The following is a 15,767-nucleotide window of genomic DNA, read 5'->3' on the forward strand; positions in this document are numbered from 1 at the left end:
CGCCCGCGGGCCCGGCGCCCTCCGTCTCTGTCCGGAGCGCGGACGCGGGGCTTCAGAATTCCGCTCCGGGATGTGTCAACGCGCGTGGGGCGAGGTCACGCACATCGTCCGGCGGGGAGTAACCCGACTCCACCGTCCGCCCTGTGCCCTCGCGCCCGGCCCGGACACGAGGTGTCACGTCGACTCGACGCGTCCTTCCGTCGCCGTCAGTGCTCATCGCTGTCTGTGGCGGCGATGGCGTTGTCGATGAGGACGGCGGCGATGGTGGCGGCGGTGGGGAAGGCGTCGGCGTTGAGGACCCGGGTACGGGCCGCGGCGCCGTCGAGGAGCAGCGCGAGCTGCTCGCCGAGCTGTTCGGGGTCGGCGGCGCCGGCTTCGCGGGCGGTGTCGGCGAGTCGCGCCGCGAGGGCCTTCTTGTAGTCGCGTGCGTACTGGGACGCGGGGTGCTGGGGGTCGTGGAGTTCGACGGCAGCGGCGATGTAGGGGCACAGGGGCGTGGTGGGGGGGATCTCGAAGGCGGCGAGGAGCCGTTCGCGGGGTGTGAGGTCGGTGCGGTCGAGCACGTGGGACAGGACTGCGGGGTCGAACCGGCGCAGGTACTCGGCGACGAGTTCGTCCTTGCTGGAGAAGTGCTGGTAGGCCGTGCGCTTGGACACCTCGGCCGCCGCGCACAGCTGCTCCATGCCGGTGCGGTTGATGCCCTGCTCGCGGAACAGCCGCTGGGACGCGCCGAGGATGCGCTCGCGGGCGCCCCGGCCGCGGCGGCGACCCGTGGGGCCTTTCTCCAACTCCGTCATGGGCCCAGCGTACCGCAGGTGGGTAACGACCGGTGTACATAGTTTGCGTCCGCGCCGCGTTCCCCGTACGTTAAGTACACGAGACGGTGTACTTAACGCCGTCGTCCCAGACGCACACGGCACCACCGACCCAAGGGAATGATCATGGGAAAGCTCGACGGCAAGGTCGCGGTCATCACCGGCGGCACCTCTGGCATGGCGCTGGCAGGCGCGAAGCTGTTCGTCGACGAGGGAGCACACGTCTTCATCACCGGCCGTCGCCAGGACGCCCTGGACGAGGCCGTGAAGCAGATCGGCCGCAACGTCACCGGCGTCCAGGGCGACGCCGCCGACCTGGACGACCTGGACCGGCTGTACGACACCGTCAAGCGGGAGAAGGGGAGCCTCGACGTGCTGTGGGCCAGTGCCGGCGGAGGTGAGCCCGCCCCGCTCGGCGAGATCACCGAGGCCCAGTTCGACACCTGGTTCGGGCTCAACGCCCGCGGCACCCTGTTCACCGTCCAAAAGGCCCTGCCGCTCCTCAACGACGGCGGCTCCATCCTCATGACCGGTTCCAACGCCTCCCTCGGCGCCTTCCCCGGCTGGAGCGTCTACGCCGGCAGCAAGGCCGTCCAGCAGGCATGGGCACGCGTCTGGCTCAACGAGCTCAAGGACCGCCGCATCCGCGTCAACGTCCTGACCCCTGGCCAGGTCGCCACCGCCAAGCAGGCGGAACTCTTCGACGAGGCCACCAAGCGCCAGTTCGAATCCCTCATCCCCCGCGGCCAGATGGGCCGCCCCGATGAAATCGCCACCGCCGCCCTCTTCCTCGCCTCCGACGACTCCAGCTACGTCAACGGCATGGAACTCGTCGCAGACGGCGGCACCACCGCCCTCTGAACCGAACAACCACAACCAGGACAGGACATCTCATGAGCAGCATCAGCATCAGCGTCATCGGCACCGGGAACATGGCCCGCACCATCGGCGCGCGGGCGATAGCGGGCGGCAACACCGTCGAGATCATGGGCCGCGACCAGTCCAAGGCCGCCGAGCTGGCCAAGGCTCTCGGCGGCGGCGCCTCGCAGGGGGAATGGGGCGCCACCCCGGCCGGGGACATCGTCATCGTGGCCCTGTTGCACGACGGTGTCGTGCCGGCCGTCGCCCACTACGGAGACGCTCTCGCGGGCAAGGTCATCATTGACATCAGCAATCCCTTCAACCCCACGTTCGACGGGCTGGCCCACGGCGAGGAGACCTCGATCGCGCAGGAGGCCGCCAAGGCGGCCCCGGCCGGCGCCCACGTGGTGAAGGCGTTCAACACCGTCTTCCGCCATGTCCTGGAGAAGGGTCGGCCCGACATCTTCATCGCCGGCGACAACGCCCGGGCCAAGGCACGTGTGGAGGCGTTCGTCGAAAGCCTGGGGATGCGCCCGCTGGACGTCGGCAGCCTGAAAATGGCGCACTGGCTGGAAGGAGCGGGCCTGATCACGGTGGGCCTCGCCAACCACGGGGTGGGAGGTTTGGACTTCGCCCTCGGCGTCGCAGAACTTTCCGCCTGAGCGAAGCGCTCGAAGGTCTGCCCGGCTACGGGCCCCCCGTGGGTCTCACCACCGACCCGGGCCGCCTGTTCATCGGTCAGGAACCCGACCGCCACGATGCCCGGCGATCGGTCAGGCGACAGCCGCCCCTTGCCGGGTGAGCCAGAAGCCGAGGAGCGCGGAGGCGGCCTCGGCGGGGCGGTGGACGTTGGGGGAGTGGCCGCCGCCCTCGATCCGGACGAACGCGGCGCCCAGCCGGTGGGCCATGCGCTCGACGGCGTCGGGGGCCCAGGTCTCGTCGGGGGTACCGGAGACCACCGAGAGGGGGACGCCCGTCCCGGCCAGCGCTTCGGTGGTGTCCGTCTCGTCCAGCATGTGGCGGGCGAGGGCGGCGAGTTGGCTCGGGCTGTTGGCCAGCCACCGCAGTTCGAGGAAGCGCTCGACGTCCGGGGGAGTCGTCGCGTCCTTGGTGCGGACGAAGGGCCACATCTCGGCCAGGGGCATCGAGCCGATGACGGACAGGAGGAGGTTGAGCCGTTCCTGCTGCCAGGGGGAGACGCAGGCGGGCCCGAAGTTCATGAGCGTCGCCGACGCCCAGAGGCCCGGGTCTCCGCCGGTCGCGATGACGGCCGCGCGGACGAGGCTGCCGCCGTACGAGTGACCCAGGAGATGGACGGGGCCCGCGTCCAGCGCGCGGGTGACGGCGACAAGATCGGCGGCGAGGTCGTCACGGGCGTACGAGGGGGCGGGCGAGGCGTCGCCCGTCTCGTACTGGCCCCGGCAGTCGACGGCCACGACGCGTACGCCGCCGGCGCTGAGCGCGGGCAGCATGGGGAGGAAGTCCTCCTTGCTGCCCATGAAGCCGGGGACGAGCAGCGCGGTGCCCCGCACCGGGGACGACGGCCCGGCGGGCGGGACGTCCAGCGCGGCGAAGACGCCCCGCCCGGTCCGCAGCCGCACCGGGCGCGCGTGGTCCGGGGCTTCCAGGCTCAGCAACTGGCTCATGGACAGAATGATAGGCACGGCCATGAGGCGGTCCCGGCGCTGTTCGAACGCCGTCAGGAGCACAATCCGGCCGGTTCGAGGCGGAGTTCGAAGTGCGTTCGAAGGGCGTTCTACCCTTCGGGTTCCGTCCTCGGCTCCGGCACCCGGACCGGCTCGGCGCGATGCCAGCCGCCGAAGCGCCCGAGGGCCTTCCAGAACCCCTTCTCGCTGTTGCGTTCGGTCTGCCGGCTGGACTCCCAGGTGAGGATGGGCCGCCCGTAGACCTGGCGCGACAGATCGTTGACGTCGTCCTCGATGAGCCGCAGATGCGAGCCCAGCCGCTGGATGCCGTCGTTGCTGTCCCGCAGATACAGGTACGCGATGAGGAGGACGAGCCCGACGACCAGGACCCGCCAGAGGCCGAGGCCACTGCCGAGCGTGGCCGCGATGGCGGTGGCCGCGCCCGCGTACCCGGCCAACTGCTGCCGGGCCCCGATCCGCTGGACGACCTCGGACCGCAGGGACTCGTACTCCCTCATCCTGAGGCCGATGACCTCGATGGTCTGCTCACGCTCGCTCGTACTCCCGCTCACGGGCACCTCCTCGTCGCTGAGGATGTATGCCCATCCACGAAGCGGGCCACGCGCGGCCGGCCGGCGGCGGCCTCGGGAGGGGCGGGTCACGAGGGGTGGCGTCCTGTCGGGGGCGGGGCCGGCGCCCCAACGATCCGGCAGGCCGGCCGCCGTGCCCCGGCCCCGGAGTGCGCCGGGCTGTTACTCGCCCGGTGGCCCTCCGGACACGCCCGCACTGCCCGGCCGCGAGTGACAGGCCGCCAGGTCGCCGACCTGGTGGGCGATGTCGGTCCACAGGGCGGCGGGGAGATCGCGGCCGACGCCCGGGTAGGTCACCAGGCGGGCGCCGGCGATGGCGTGGCCCGCGCCGACGCGCAGGATCGGGCCCTGCTCACTGTGCAGGACCAGGGCGGGGCTGCGTAGCTCCTTGAGCCTGGGGCCGTGCCACTGGGCTCCGATCTGGCGGCTCTGCGCCTTGTTGTCGCGCGGTCCGCTGTCCACGTCGGCCTCGACCCAGGCGCGGGCGGCGGCCTCGTCGAAGGGGTAGCCGGAGGGGGCGACGCCGCGCCAGACGGTGAGGGCGGCCTCGATGTCGCCCTCGCGTCCCTCGGGGAACTTGGTCCGGGCGAGCTTGGCGAGCAGGCCGAAACGCAGGTAGCGCAGGCCCCCCGGACCGGAGACGTCGCTGGGCAGGGCCGCCGAGGAGGTGACGCTGAGGACCCGGTGGGGGTGTCGCAGCGGAGGCGGAGCCACCCGCGACCGGTCCGGGGGCGACCGCAACCCCCTGATGCCTCATCGGTGGGGGGGCGGTCGCCCCCGAAGGGCCTCCGGCGTCGGCCACTAGGGTTCGGCCATGTCTCCGTCCGCTGTTCCGAAGAAACGCACACTCGCCGAGGAGTTGTCGCTGCTGCGACAGCGGCAGCGCGACCGCAGGCGGCGGTCGGCCACGGCTGCCGGGGCCGGACTCGCCGTGATCGTCGGAGGGGTGTGGCCCCTTCTGGGCGTGGGGCTCCAACCGGGCGGCCACGCGCCCATGCCCATATGCGCCATCGGCAGCACCGCGCTGCGCGCGGACGTGGACGCGGACGGGCGCCCGGACGAGATTCGCGGCCTGAACCGCGAGGGCGCCGGCTCGGTGGTCTTCCGGAGGGGCGGTGACCTCACCACTGTCCACGTTGACGACGCCCGCGGGTTCTGGCCGAAACTGCGGGGCGCACCGAAGGAGGACATGGCGACGCGGGGGACCTTCGGCGACTTCGACGGTGACGGGTACCTCGATCTGGCGCTCTTCTACAGCCAGCGCGACGAGGGCGACAGCCCGCGGGACAGCATGCTGGTGCACGAGGTGCGCTACGGGCCCCTCGCCCGTGACCTGAGCAGCGACCGGACCGGCCCCATCCGCATAGGGCGGTCGGCGTTCGTGTACGGGGTGTGGACCACCGACACCGACCACGACGGCCGCGCCGAGCTTCAGGTCTCCCAGTCGGAAGGGGACGGCATGGCTGCCCGCCATGTCGGCCGTCAGCGTGGTGACGGGATCTCCGTGAGCGACGACGAGGCCGACTTGTACGCGGGGGCGGACTGGCCCGAGCCGGAGCTCGGGCGGCTCGGCTTCCCCGCCTGCGGGGCCCGCCAGTAGGCGGGACCGTCCCCGCGCGGGCAGGCGGCCCGGCTTCCCCGCGTGCGCGGACCCCGGGCCGTGTCCGCGCAGTCCCGAGCGGGAGGCACTGCGTACGCGTCCCGCACGCGTACGGGATCGGCGCCCATCCGGGCCGGTGGTACGTAACGGGCGGGGACGCCCGGATCGGCGAGGAGCGGACCTTCTGGCTCGAACGCGTCGCGGACGCGCGGACCCTGCCCTCGCCGACCGCCTCGCGGCCCGCGCCCGACGAGCCCGACCGTGAACCCTGCGGGCCAAGACGCTTCAGCGCGGGACGGCCAGCGCGTCGACCAGTTGCCGGGCGCGTGTCCCCTCGCCGAGGAGCGCCTCCACCAGCGGGCCCGTGCCCGGATCGGCGGTGGCCTGCTCCTTCGTCCGGTCCGGGGTGCTCGTCTCGTCGGTGTACTGCTCGACGGGGCGGGGGTCGGCCGTCAGGTGGAGCCGGTCATCGGCGGTCAGGGCCCTGTGGACCGAGGCGTAGTCGATGCCCAGGCCGGCCAGTCGCTCGCCGCCCGCGTACCGGGAACCGGTGTCCGGGGCGTTCTCCCGCGCCAGGTGCGGGTACCGGAGCGCGACCTCGTGCGTGGCGAGCACCGCGAGCAGCACGTGTTCGGTGCCCACCGCGGTGCCGCCGAGGCGGTGCGCCTGCTCGTAGGTCTCCATGCGCACCCACCAGGCCGGTCGCGCCGCCCAGTTGACTCCGCTGAGCTTGAAGAGCAACCGCATCCACAGGGGTGTCCGGCGACGGTAGGTGCTGTGTCCGAGCAGGATGTCGCGGGTCGGGTGCAGGAGCGGATCGAGGCCGTCGTCCAGGCCGTCCCGCGCGGTCCCCGCGCTCTCGGCTGTTGCGGTGTCCGCGTCGAGGCGGGCCAGCACGGCTTGCGGTGAGACCTCGCACGCACCCAGCATCTCCACCGCGCGGTTGTCCTCCCGCAGCAGCCCGCGCAGCAGGTGGCCGGCGCCGAACTTTCCGGCGCCCTCCCGTCCGGCCTCCTCCCGTGCGGCGGTCAGGGCTCGGGCCGCCGCGCCGGTGTAGAGCCTGTGCGGCTCGCCCTCCTCGCCCAGGACGTCCCTCTCGGTGACGGCCTGGGCCGCGCCGTCGTCCGTGCTCCACGCGGTGTCGTGGTCCGGCCGGGCCCGGAGCGCCGACAGCAGCGCGACCTTGGTCAGCCCCTCGGCCGCCAGTGCCTTCCGGGCGGCGCCTCTGGCCGTGGCGATCCCGGCCAGCAGGTGCTGGCTGCCTATGGGCCCGTCGGTGTCCGTCCGGGCACCGCGCGCGGCCCCCAGGATTCCCGTGACGGCCCAGTCCGGCGACGTGGTCGCTTCCATGCGGTGTTCCTCTTCTCGGTGGTCCTGCGCACCACTCTTCCCGCCGGACGGCGGCGCTTCGTCAGCCCCCCGAAGGATCTCCGTCCTCCGCCTTTGGGATGCCCCCGGCGCGGACCGAGCCGGAATGACCAGCCGTCAGTGAGGCTCGTCAGCAGGCGTCCTGGCGTCCGACGCGGTCCGCGGCGGCCTCCGCGAACGCCTTCAGGGCGTCGTCAATGCACGCAGAACTCGTTCCCTTCCGGGTCCGTGAGCACCGTCCACCTGCCGCCCGGCTCGTCCACCTCGCGCTCGGCCCTCGCGCCCAGGGCCTCCAGCCGGGCCACCTCGGCCTCGCGGCGGGCCGGGCCCGCGTGGAGGTCGAGGTGGAGGCGGTTCTTCACCGTTTTGGGTTCCGGGACGCGCTGGAAGAGGAGCCGGCGGCCGTGGCCGGTGCCGCTCTCCTCGTCGTACGGGTCGTCGGGGTGGCGTACGGCCGCCAGGTCGAGCCAGGCGCGGCGGTCGTGGGCGGTCGTGGTGAGCGCTTCCGGCACGGCGCCGGCGCTCAGGAGGCGTTCGATCAGGGGGCTGTTGTCCTCGATCTCGTAGCCGAGGGCCTCGGACCAGAAGCCGGCCTGCGCGTGCGGGTCGGCGGCGTCGACGACGACTTTCCACTCAAGAGTCATGATCGGCATTCTGTCCCGGAATGGTAGGTTCCGGGGCCTGGACCGAGGACAGGCGGGCGAAGGCGACCACATTGGCCTGGTAGCCGCCCGCGTCCGGGTCGTAGGCGCCGCCGCAGGTGAGCAGGCGGAGTTCGGCGCCCTTGGTCGGGCCGTAGACGCGGTCGCTCGGGAAGTCGCTCTTCTCGAACTCCTCGACCGCGTACAGGCGGAACACCGCCACCCTCCCGTCCGCGCGCCGCACTTCCACCCGCGCGCCCGGCCGCAGCGTGTCGAGTCCGGCGAAGGCCGCGGGGCCGGCGGGTGTGTCGACGTGGGCGACCACGATCGCGTTGCCCGGGGAGCCCGGCGTCACCCCGTCCCGGTACCAGCCGGCGAGGTTGCGGGCGTTCGGGTCGGGTACGCCGAGCCTGCCCGAGGCGTCCAGGGTCAGGTCGACCAGGGGCGCGCTGACGTCGAGTGCGGGGATCTCGACGCGTACGGGGCGGGACGGGGCGAGCGGGGCCGTCGCGGACGAGGGGCCGGGCAGCGGGCCGGGTGCCGGCGCCGCTTCCCGGACCGGGGAGCCCAGAAACATGGCGAGGGCCGCCGCGATGGCCGGAACGAGACCGGCCACCGCGATCAGGCGCGGGAAGGGCCGCCGGGGCGACGGCCCTTCCCGCCGGGCGCGGGTGCTCAAACCCGTCGGCGCCGGGCCGCGCGCAGGCCGCCGAGCGCCGCGCCCGCCACGGCCAGCAGTCCGGCCGCTCCGGCGGCTGCCAGGAGGCCCGGACCGGACGGGCTCGTGCCGGACAGTGCGGTGGAGCCGTCACCCGCGTCGACCGGGCCGTCCGGGACGGGGCCGTTGCCGTGACCGCCGTCCCAGTGGCCGCCACCGCCACCGGGGTGCGACGGCTTCGGGGTCGGCCTGGGGTGGTGGGTGTGGGTGGGCGAGGGGCTCGGCTCCACGTCCGCGGTGATCGTGGTGTGGCCCGTCGCCAGGACGCCGGTGCGCAGCGGGCCTTCCACGCCCGCGATCTCCACGGTCAGCTCGGTCGTCACGTCGAGCCGGCCCGTGGGGGCGCCCTCGGCCGCCGCCAGGGTGAACGCCGCCCCGGCCGAACCGCCCGGCTCCAGCGTGCCGCCCGCGCGGAGGCTGGTCGGCAGCCGGCCGGTGAGTGTGCCGTCCGGCTCCTGGGCCAGGGGGACCTCGGCGCCCTCGGAGGTGACGGTCAGCTGGTCCGCCCGCAGGCCGTCCGGGCCCTTGAGGGTGAGGCGCGTACCGATGCCCGGGTACTGCGGGCCGTCCGCCGGGTCGGTGTAGGAGACGTCGGCGGGGCGGGGTCCGTCGCCCGCCTCGATCTCCTCGGGGAGGGTCAGCGCGGCCGAGGCCCGCCCGTCCACGGCGAAGTCCCAGACCGTGCCCTGGGCCGTGATGTTGTCGACGTACGTGTTGAGCGTGCCGTTCGTGTCGCCGAGGCGGCCGATGTTGGCGATCACGCCGTACGCCCCCTCGCACTGGGCGACGAAGTGCGACAGCGGGGCGTCGCCGCCCGCCGGGATGCCGGCGACCGCCCGCGAGGTGCGGACCACCGAGTCCCCGGTGAAGCGGTACTTCTGCCAGGTGTCCGGTTGCAGCGACTGGCCGTTCACGTCCGGGTTGCTGCCCGGCTCGAACGACAGGGTGGTGAAGCCGCCGCAGGAGGCGGGGAGTTGGAGGTTCGCGCCGATGCTGGTGTTCGAGGAGCCTTCGGTCGCGGTGTACGCCCAGTAGGAGATGCCCGCGTCCAGCAGCGGCTGCATCGGCACGGGGGTCCACGTCGCGTTGAAGTAGTGCGCGGCCTGGGCCTGTTCGCCGGCGCCGATGGACAGGTGCAGGCTGCCGTTCAGGTGGACCGGGTCCGGCTTGGGGGAGACCTCCTGGATGCCCGGGTCCCGGTCGGGAGTGGTTTCCTGGAGCCGGAACCAGGGGCCCGCCGGGCCGAGGCCCGACGGGCCGACCGTCTGTACGGTGTCGTCCGCGCTCGCGGAGGGGGCGATTCCGCAGGCGAGGACGGACAGGGTGGACAGAGCGGCGGTGGCGGTCGCGGTGCGCAGAAGCGTGCGGGACGAGCCGGACGCGCGCAGAGATCGAATCATAAGTGTGAGGAAAATATAAGCAGCGCGTTATGGCCGCATTGCTCCCCGTGACACGCGCTCGCTCGCTCCAATGCCGCAGCGGTCAGACCCGTTGCGCCATGGCACCGTTCAGCCCTGTTGTGCCACGGCACGGTTCAGCCCCGTTGTGCCACGGCACGGTTCAGCCCCGTTGTGCCACGGCACCGTTCAGATAGGCCGTGATCGCCCGGCTGTCGTCGCCCGGGGCGATCAGGGCCACATGGTTGTCGGGGCGGACCAGGATCAGCAGCTCGTCGTCCGGTCCGACGCCGTACGCCGAGTGCGCGTGCCCCTCGTGGTCGGCCAGGCCACCCGGGCAGCCCGCGTCCACCCCGTACGCCCGCAGGTGCTCGCCGTGGGCCTCGGTCGCGTCGGCGAGCGCCCGAGCCGTGCCCGCACCGAAGCCGAGCAGGGTGAAGTGCGGTCCGGCGAAGACCTCGAAGAGGCGGAGCGGGGCGCCGGTGGCCGCTTCGCGGCAGGGCGCGTCGGGGGCGCGGTCGCCCGCCCGGAGGCGGGGCGTGGCGAGCGGGGACACGGCGAGCGAGCTCCAGCGGTAGCCGCCGCCCAGGCCGTTGGTGCCGGGGCCGACCGCCGAGTCGAGCCCGCCGCCCGGCTTCTTGATCGCTTCGAGCGTGGCCCGCAGCCGTTCCGCGCTGATGTCCAGGACCTCGGCGGCGACGGGCAGCCGCTCCTCCTCGTAGGTGTCGAGCAGGGCGGGGTCCGCGAGCCCGGAGGCGACCCGGGCGAGCTTCCAGCCCAGGTTGTACGCGTCCTGGATGCCGGTGTTCATGCCGAGGCCGCCCGCGATCGAGTGGACGTGCGCCGCGTCCCCGGCGAGGAGGACCCGGCCCGCCCGGTAGCGCGCGGCCAGCCGTTCGTTGACCCGGTACGTGGAGAGCAGGGCCGCCCGCGAGAGCCGGTCGCCCGGCAGGCCGGTGTGCTTGGCGAAGAGGCGGCGGAAGCTGTCGAGCGACGGGGGCACGGGGGCGCCCGAGGCGTCGGTCTCGGGGCCGGCCTGGAACCACCAGCCCGACCGGGTACCGGGGATCGGGCAGAGCATCACGGCGCCGTCCTCGTCGAACCACTGGTGCCAGAACCCCCGGTCGAGCCCCTCGGCCTCGACGTCCCCGCACACCATCTGCTGCGTCTCGTCGGTCTTCCCCTCGAACGGGATGCCGAGGAGCTTGCGCACCGCGCTGTGGCCGCCGTCGCACCCGGCCACGTACGACGCCTCGATCCGCGCGCCGCCGGCCAGGGTGGCGGTCACGGACGCCTCGCCCTCGGCCAGCGCCACCAGCTCGGAGCCGAGTTCGACGCGCACGCCGTACTCCGCGAGGCGGGCCCGCAGCACCTCCTCCAGCTGCCACTGGGCGATCATCAGGGGGCGGTCGTAGGGCGCGTCCGGGGTCGGCCGCAGGTCTGCGAACGGCTCGGCGTCGGCGATCACGGCCCCGCCCCGGTACTTGCGCATCGGCAGCGGCGCGGCCCCCGCGGCCAGTACCGCATCGACGACCCCGAGGTCCTCCAGGACCTCCAGGGAGCGCGGGTTGGGGCCCTTGGCGCGCGAGCTGCGGGGGAAGTCCGCGGACTTCTCGATGATCCGTACGCCGACGCCCCGGCGGGCGAGATCGATGGCCAGGGTCAGTCCGGTCGGGCCTGAGCCGACGACGAGGACGGAGGTCGTGGAAGCGGGGGAGTCGGGCATGCGTGCTCCTGGGGTCGGTCGGTGCCGTGAACCCCAAGAGAAACGCAACTGAGTAAAAAAAGCAACTAGGTTACGGTCGTGCTGGTCTCTGTCCGGTCCGGACCGGCGGGTGCGGCCGTCGCCACCGCGGCCAGCCGCGCCGCCTGCGCCCGCGCCCTGGTGCGCCGGGCCGTCCGCAGCGCGTCCCACGTCAGCACGATGAGCGCCACCCACACCAGCGCGAACCCGGCCCACCGCTCCGGCGGCATCTCCTCGTGGAAGTAGGCGATCCCCAGGACGAACTGGAAGACCGGGGTCAGATACTGGAGCAGCCCGATCGTCGAGAGCGGTACGCGGATCGCGGCGGCCCCGAACAGGATCAGCGGCACCGCCGTGACGACGCCGGTCGACGCGAGCAGCGCCGTGTGCCCGGCGCCCTCGGAGGTGAGGGTCGACGTGCCCCGGGCGCCCAGCCACAGCAGATAGCCGAGCGCGGGCAGGAAGAGCACGGCGGTCTCGACGGTGAGCGATTCGAGGCCGCCCATGGCGACCTTCTTCTTGACCAGGCCGTACGTCGCGAACGAGAACGCCAGGCCCAGCGAGATCCACGGCGGCTTGCCGTAGCCGATCGCCAGCACGAGGACCGACGCGACACCGGTGCCGACCGCGGCCCATTGCGCGGGGCGCAGCCGTTCGCCCAGGAGCAGGACGCCCATGGCGATGGTGACCAGCGGATTGATGAAGTAGCCGAGCGACGCCTCGACCACGTGGCCGCTGTTCACGGCCCAGATGTACAGGCCCCAGTTGATGGTGATCACCAGGGCCGCGACGGTGAGCAGCCCCAGCTTGCGCGGCTGCCGCAGCAGCGGGCCGATCCAGGACCAGCGGCGCAGCACGAGCAGCAGGACCGCCACCACGCCCAGCGACCACACCATGCGGTGGGCCAGGATCTCGACCGCGCCGGTCGGCTTCAGCAGCGGCCAGTACAGCGGGACGACTCCCCACATGCCGTACGCGGCGAACCCGGACAGGAGCCCGGCCCGTTGGTCATTCGTCCCCTTCACGGGCCCCTCCTGGCGGATGTCTGTCGTACGACCGTCGACCAGATGAAGGTAACGCCGACGGGACCCGGTGTCATACCCGTATCGTCAGACGGTCATGACACCGGGCCCCGCTCGTGCGGGCGCGGCCTACAGTGCGGCGACCGCGGCGGCGAGGGTGTCGGCCAGCGGGGTCGTCGGGCGGCCGATCAGGCGGGCCAGGTCGCCGCTGGTGCCGGCCAGCCGCCCGCGCCGGACCGCCTCGTCCACGTCGACCAGGATCGCCGCGAAGGCCTCCGGCACCCCGGCGCCGGTCAGGATCTCCTGGTGCACGGCGGCCGGGACGTCGTTGTGGGCGATCTCCTTGCCGGTGGCCTTCGCGACCTGCGCCGCGTATTCGGCGTACGACCAGGCGGTGTCCCCGCTCAGCTCGTACGCGCGGTTCAGGTGGCCCTCGCCGGTCAGGACGGCGGCTGCCGCGGCCGCGTAGTCGTCGCGGGTGGCGAAGGCGATCCGGCCCTCGCCCGCGTTGGCGACGACCGCGCCGTGCGCGAGTACGGGCGCCAGGTTCTCGGTGAGGTTCTCCGTGTACCAGCCGTTGCGCAGGAAGGTGTACGGCAGGCCCGAGTCGAGGATCAGCTGCTCGGTCGCCCGGTGCTCGTCGGCCAGCACGAAGTCCGCGTCGGGCCCGCCGAGGATGCCGGTGTACGCCAGCTGCGCCACGCCCGCCGCCTTCGCCGCTTCGATGACCGCGGTGTGCTGGGCGACGCGGCTGCCGACCGCGTTGCCGGAGATGAGGAGCACCCGGTCGCCGGGCCGGAACGCCCCGGTCAGCGTCTCGGGCCGGTCGTAGTCGGCGATGCGCAGCTCGACGCCCCGGGCGGCCAGGCCGGCGGCCTTCTCCTTGTCGCGCACGACGGCGGCGATGTCGCCCGCGGGGACGGCTTCGGTGGTCAGCAGGTGCTCGACGACGAGGCGGCCGAGTGCTCCGGTGGCTCCGGTGACGACGATGCTCATGGGGATGTCTCCTCTTTGTTCGCTTCTCTCTTACACCACCCTACGGAATGCGCTAACTAAAAGAAAGCGTAACGGGGTGCGGGAACGAAGAAGCGCGCCGGACCCGCCCCTCACGGGCGGAACCGGCGCGCTCCCGCGTGCCAGGGGCAGACGGTCAGCCGACGACCGTCCAGTTGTCGTTGCCCGCGAGTAGTGCGGCCAGGTCGCCCTTGCCGTTCTGTTCCACGGCGGTGTCCAGTTGCTCGGCCATCTTCGTGTCGTACACCGGCCGTTCCACGCTGCGCAGTACCCCGATGGGGGTGTGGTGGAGGGTGTCGGTGTCGGCGAGCCGGGACAGGGCGAACGCCGTCGTGGGGCTCGGGGCGTGGGCGTCGTGGATGAGGATCTGTGATTTGTTGTCCTCGGTGACCGTGACCACGTTCAGGTCGCCGGTCAGTGGGTCCCGTACGACGCCCTTGGTCCCGTCGGTGCCGAAGAGGATGGGCTGTCCGTGTTCGAGGCGGATCACCGCTTCCTGGGCCTGCTCCTTGTCCTTCAGGACCTCGAACGCGCCGTCGTTGAAGATGTTGCAGTTCTGGTAGATCTCCACCAGTGCTGTGCCCGGGTGGTCGGCGGCGGCGCGCAGCACGCTGGTGAGGTGTTTGCGGTCGGAGTCGATGGTGCGGGCGACGAATGATGCTTCTGCGCCGATGGCCAGGGATACCGGGTTGAATGGGGCGTCCAGGGAGCCCATCGGGGTCGACTTGGTGATTTTGCCGAGTTCGGAGGTGGGGGAGTACTGGCCTTTGGTGAGTCCGTAGATCCGGTTGTTGAACAGCAGGATTTTCAGGTTCACGTTGCGGCGCAGTGCGTGGATGAGGTGGTTGCCGCCGATGGAGAGTGCGTCGCCGTCTCCGGTGACGACCCAGACCGACAGGTCGCGGCGTGAGGTGGCCAGGCCTGTGGCGATGGAGGGGGCGCGGCCGTGGATGGAGTGCATTCCGTAGGTGTTCATGTAGTACGGGAAGCGGGAGGAGCAGCCGATGCCGGAGATGAAGGCGATGTTTTCTTTTGCCAGGCCGAGGTCGGGCATGAAGCCCTGGACGGCGGCGAGGACGGCGTAGTCTCCGCATCCGGGGCACCAGCGTACTTCCTGGTCGGATTTGAAGTCCTTCATGGACTGTTTCGCTTCGGCCTTGGGGACGAGCTGGAGGAGTTCGTTGGTCTCAGGCATCGATGGCCTCCTCAAGGGCGGTGGCGAGCTGCTCGGCCTTGAACGGCATGCCGTTGACCTGGTTGTAGCTGTGGGCGTCCACCAGGTATTTGGCGCGGATGAGTGTGGCGAGCTGGCCGAGGTTCATCTCGGGGACGACGACCTTGTCGTAACGTTTCAGGACTTCGCCGAGATTCCGTGGGAAGGGGTTGAGGTGGCGCAGGTGGGCCTGGGCGATGGGGCGTCCGGCGGTGCGCAGCCGGCGTACGGCGGCGGTGATGGGGCCGTAGGTCGAGCCCCAGCCCAGTACGAGGGTCTTCGCCTGGGCGGGGTCGTCGACCTCCACGTCCGGGATCTGGATGCCGTCGATCTTGGCCTGGCGGGTGCGGACCATGAAGTCGTGGTTGGCGGGGTCGTAGGAGATGTTGCCCGTGCCGTCCTGTTTTTCGATGCCGCCGATGCGGTGTTCGAGACCGGGTGTGCCGGGGACGGCCCAGGGGCGGGCGAGTGTCTGCGGGTCGCGTTTGTAGGGCCAGAACACTTCGGTGCCGTCGGCCAGTTCGTGGTTGGGGCCGGCTGCGAACTGGACGCGCAGGTCCGGGAGCTGGTCGAGTTCCGGGATGCGCCAGGGTTCGGAGCCGTTGGCGAGGTAGCCGTCGGAGAGCAGGAAGACCGGGGTGCGGTAGGTGAGGGCGATCCTCGCGGCGTCCAGGGCCGCGTCGAAGCAGTCCGCCGGGGTGCGCGGTGCGACGATCGGTACCGGGGCCTCGCCGTTGCGCCCGTACATCGCCTGGAGCAGGTCGGCCTGCTCGGTTTTGGTGGGCAGTCCGGTGGAGGGGCCGCCGCGCTGGATGTCGATGATGAGGAGCGGCAGTTCCAGGGAGACCGCGAGGCCGATGGTCTCCGACTTCAGGGCGACTCCGGGCCCGGACGTGGTCGTCACGGCGAGTGACCCGCCGAACGCGGCGCCCAGCGCCGCGCCGATGCCCGCGATCTCGTCCTCGGCCTGGAAGGTGCGTACGCCGAAGTTCTTGTGCCGGGACAGCTCGTGCAGGATGTCGGAGGCCGGGGTGATCGGGTACGAGCCGAGGTACAGCGGCAGGTCGGCCTGCCGGCCCGCGGCGATCAGCCCGTAGGCCAGGGCGAGGTTCCCCGAGATGTTGCGGTACGTGCCGGT

The 15,767-nt window shown here is 72.2% G+C and carries 16 protein-coding genes; 3 read left to right on the plus strand and 13 right to left on the minus strand.

Annotation, left to right across the window (positions count from 1 at the left end; translation table 11 throughout):
- Positions 1 to 206: 206 nt before the first annotated feature.
- Complete coding sequence (locus B082_RS0119690) at positions 207 to 797, minus strand: TetR/AcrR family transcriptional regulator (RefSeq protein WP_018553534.1); 591 nt, start codon at positions 795 to 797, stop codon at positions 207 to 209.
- A 144-nt stretch (positions 798 to 941) separates the two neighbouring features.
- Here B082_RS0119690 and B082_RS0119695 point away from each other — a divergent pair, with 144 nt between their 5' ends.
- Both B082_RS0119695 and B082_RS0119700 read left to right on the plus strand, forming a co-directional pair.
- Positions 942 to 1,676, plus strand: coding sequence for an SDR family NAD(P)-dependent oxidoreductase (locus B082_RS0119695; RefSeq protein ID WP_018553535.1), 735 nt, complete (start codon positions 942 to 944; stop codon positions 1,674 to 1,676).
- A 32-nt stretch (positions 1,677 to 1,708) separates the two neighbouring features.
- On the plus strand, positions 1,709 to 2,338 hold the full coding sequence (locus B082_RS0119700) for an NADPH-dependent F420 reductase (protein WP_018553536.1): 630 nt from the start codon (positions 1,709 to 1,711) through the stop codon (positions 2,336 to 2,338).
- A gap of 111 nt (positions 2,339 to 2,449) precedes the next feature.
- On the opposite strand, the gene B082_RS0119705 is transcribed toward B082_RS0119700, so the two are convergent.
- The 3 genes from B082_RS0119705 to B082_RS36325 all read right to left on the minus strand — a co-directional run bounded on the left by B082_RS0119705 (position 2,450) and on the right by B082_RS36325 (position 4,626).
- Entirely contained in the window at positions 2,450 to 3,322 is an 873-nt protein-coding gene (locus tag B082_RS0119705) for an alpha/beta fold hydrolase (RefSeq protein WP_026249970.1), read from the minus strand.
- 110 nt (positions 3,323 to 3,432) lie between these two features.
- Positions 3,433 to 3,894, minus strand: coding sequence for a hypothetical protein (locus B082_RS0119710; RefSeq protein ID WP_018553538.1), 462 nt, complete (start codon positions 3,892 to 3,894; stop codon positions 3,433 to 3,435).
- Positions 3,895 to 4,074: 180 nt separating this feature from the next.
- Positions 4,075 to 4,626, minus strand: a complete 552-nt coding sequence (locus tag B082_RS36325; RefSeq protein WP_018553539.1) for a hypothetical protein — start codon at positions 4,624 to 4,626, stop codon at positions 4,075 to 4,077.
- A 100-nt stretch (positions 4,627 to 4,726) separates the two neighbouring features.
- On the opposite strand from B082_RS36325, the gene B082_RS0119720 reads away from it, so the two are divergent.
- The gene (locus tag B082_RS0119720) at positions 4,727 to 5,512 is read left to right on the plus strand and encodes a hypothetical protein (RefSeq protein WP_158688885.1); all 786 of its coding nucleotides are present in this window, start codon (positions 4,727 to 4,729) and stop codon (positions 5,510 to 5,512) included.
- A gap of 285 nt (positions 5,513 to 5,797) precedes the next feature.
- Here B082_RS0119720 and B082_RS0119725 read toward each other — a convergent pair whose 3' ends face one another.
- The 9 genes from B082_RS0119725 to B082_RS0119765 all read right to left on the minus strand — a co-directional run.
- Positions 5,798 to 6,862 carry a Clp protease N-terminal domain-containing protein gene (locus B082_RS0119725; RefSeq protein WP_018553541.1) on the minus strand — a complete coding sequence of 355 codons (1,065 nt, stop codon included), beginning with the start codon at positions 6,860 to 6,862 and terminating at the stop codon, positions 5,798 to 5,800.
- A 212-nt stretch (positions 6,863 to 7,074) separates the two neighbouring features.
- Positions 7,075 to 7,533 (minus strand): VOC family protein, encoded by a 459-nt coding sequence (locus B082_RS0119730; RefSeq protein ID WP_018553542.1) that lies wholly within the window; start codon positions 7,531 to 7,533, stop codon positions 7,075 to 7,077.
- On the minus strand, positions 7,514 to 8,200 hold the full coding sequence (locus tag B082_RS36330; RefSeq protein WP_234018189.1) for a class F sortase: 687 nt from the start codon (positions 8,198 to 8,200) through the stop codon (positions 7,514 to 7,516). Before B082_RS36330 ends, B082_RS0119730 begins: the two co-directional genes overlap by 20 nt.
- Positions 8,197 to 9,639 carry a hypothetical protein gene (locus B082_RS0119740; RefSeq protein ID WP_026249971.1) on the minus strand — a complete coding sequence of 481 codons (1,443 nt, stop codon included), beginning with the start codon at positions 9,637 to 9,639 and terminating at the stop codon, positions 8,197 to 8,199. The genes B082_RS36330 and B082_RS0119740 overlap by 4 nt, the downstream gene beginning before the upstream one ends.
- Positions 9,640 to 9,799: 160 nt before the next feature.
- Complete coding sequence (locus tag B082_RS0119745; protein ID WP_018553544.1) at positions 9,800 to 11,362, minus strand: FAD-dependent monooxygenase; 1,563 nt, start codon at positions 11,360 to 11,362, stop codon at positions 9,800 to 9,802.
- A 65-nt stretch (positions 11,363 to 11,427) separates the two neighbouring features.
- Complete coding sequence (gene rarD, locus B082_RS0119750; RefSeq protein WP_018553545.1) at positions 11,428 to 12,405, minus strand: EamA family transporter RarD; 978 nt, start codon at positions 12,403 to 12,405, stop codon at positions 11,428 to 11,430.
- A gap of 126 nt (positions 12,406 to 12,531) precedes the next feature.
- Positions 12,532 to 13,398: an SDR family oxidoreductase gene (locus B082_RS0119755; protein WP_018553546.1), complete on the minus strand. Its 867-nt coding sequence runs from the start codon at positions 13,396 to 13,398 to the stop codon at positions 12,532 to 12,534.
- A gap of 154 nt (positions 13,399 to 13,552) precedes the next feature.
- Entirely contained in the window at positions 13,553 to 14,611 is a 1,059-nt protein-coding gene (locus B082_RS0119760; protein WP_018553547.1) for a 2-oxoacid:ferredoxin oxidoreductase subunit beta, read from the minus strand.
- Positions 14,604 to 15,767, minus strand: a 1,164-nt coding sequence (locus tag B082_RS0119765) for a 2-oxoacid:acceptor oxidoreductase subunit alpha (protein WP_018553548.1), incomplete at its 5' end; no start/stop codon positions are given. The genes B082_RS0119760 and B082_RS0119765, both read right to left, overlap by 8 nt.

This window comes from Streptomyces sp. ATexAB-D23 (assembly GCF_000373645.1).
GTDB lineage: Bacteria > Actinomycetota > Actinomycetes > Streptomycetales > Streptomycetaceae > Streptomyces > Streptomyces castrisilvae.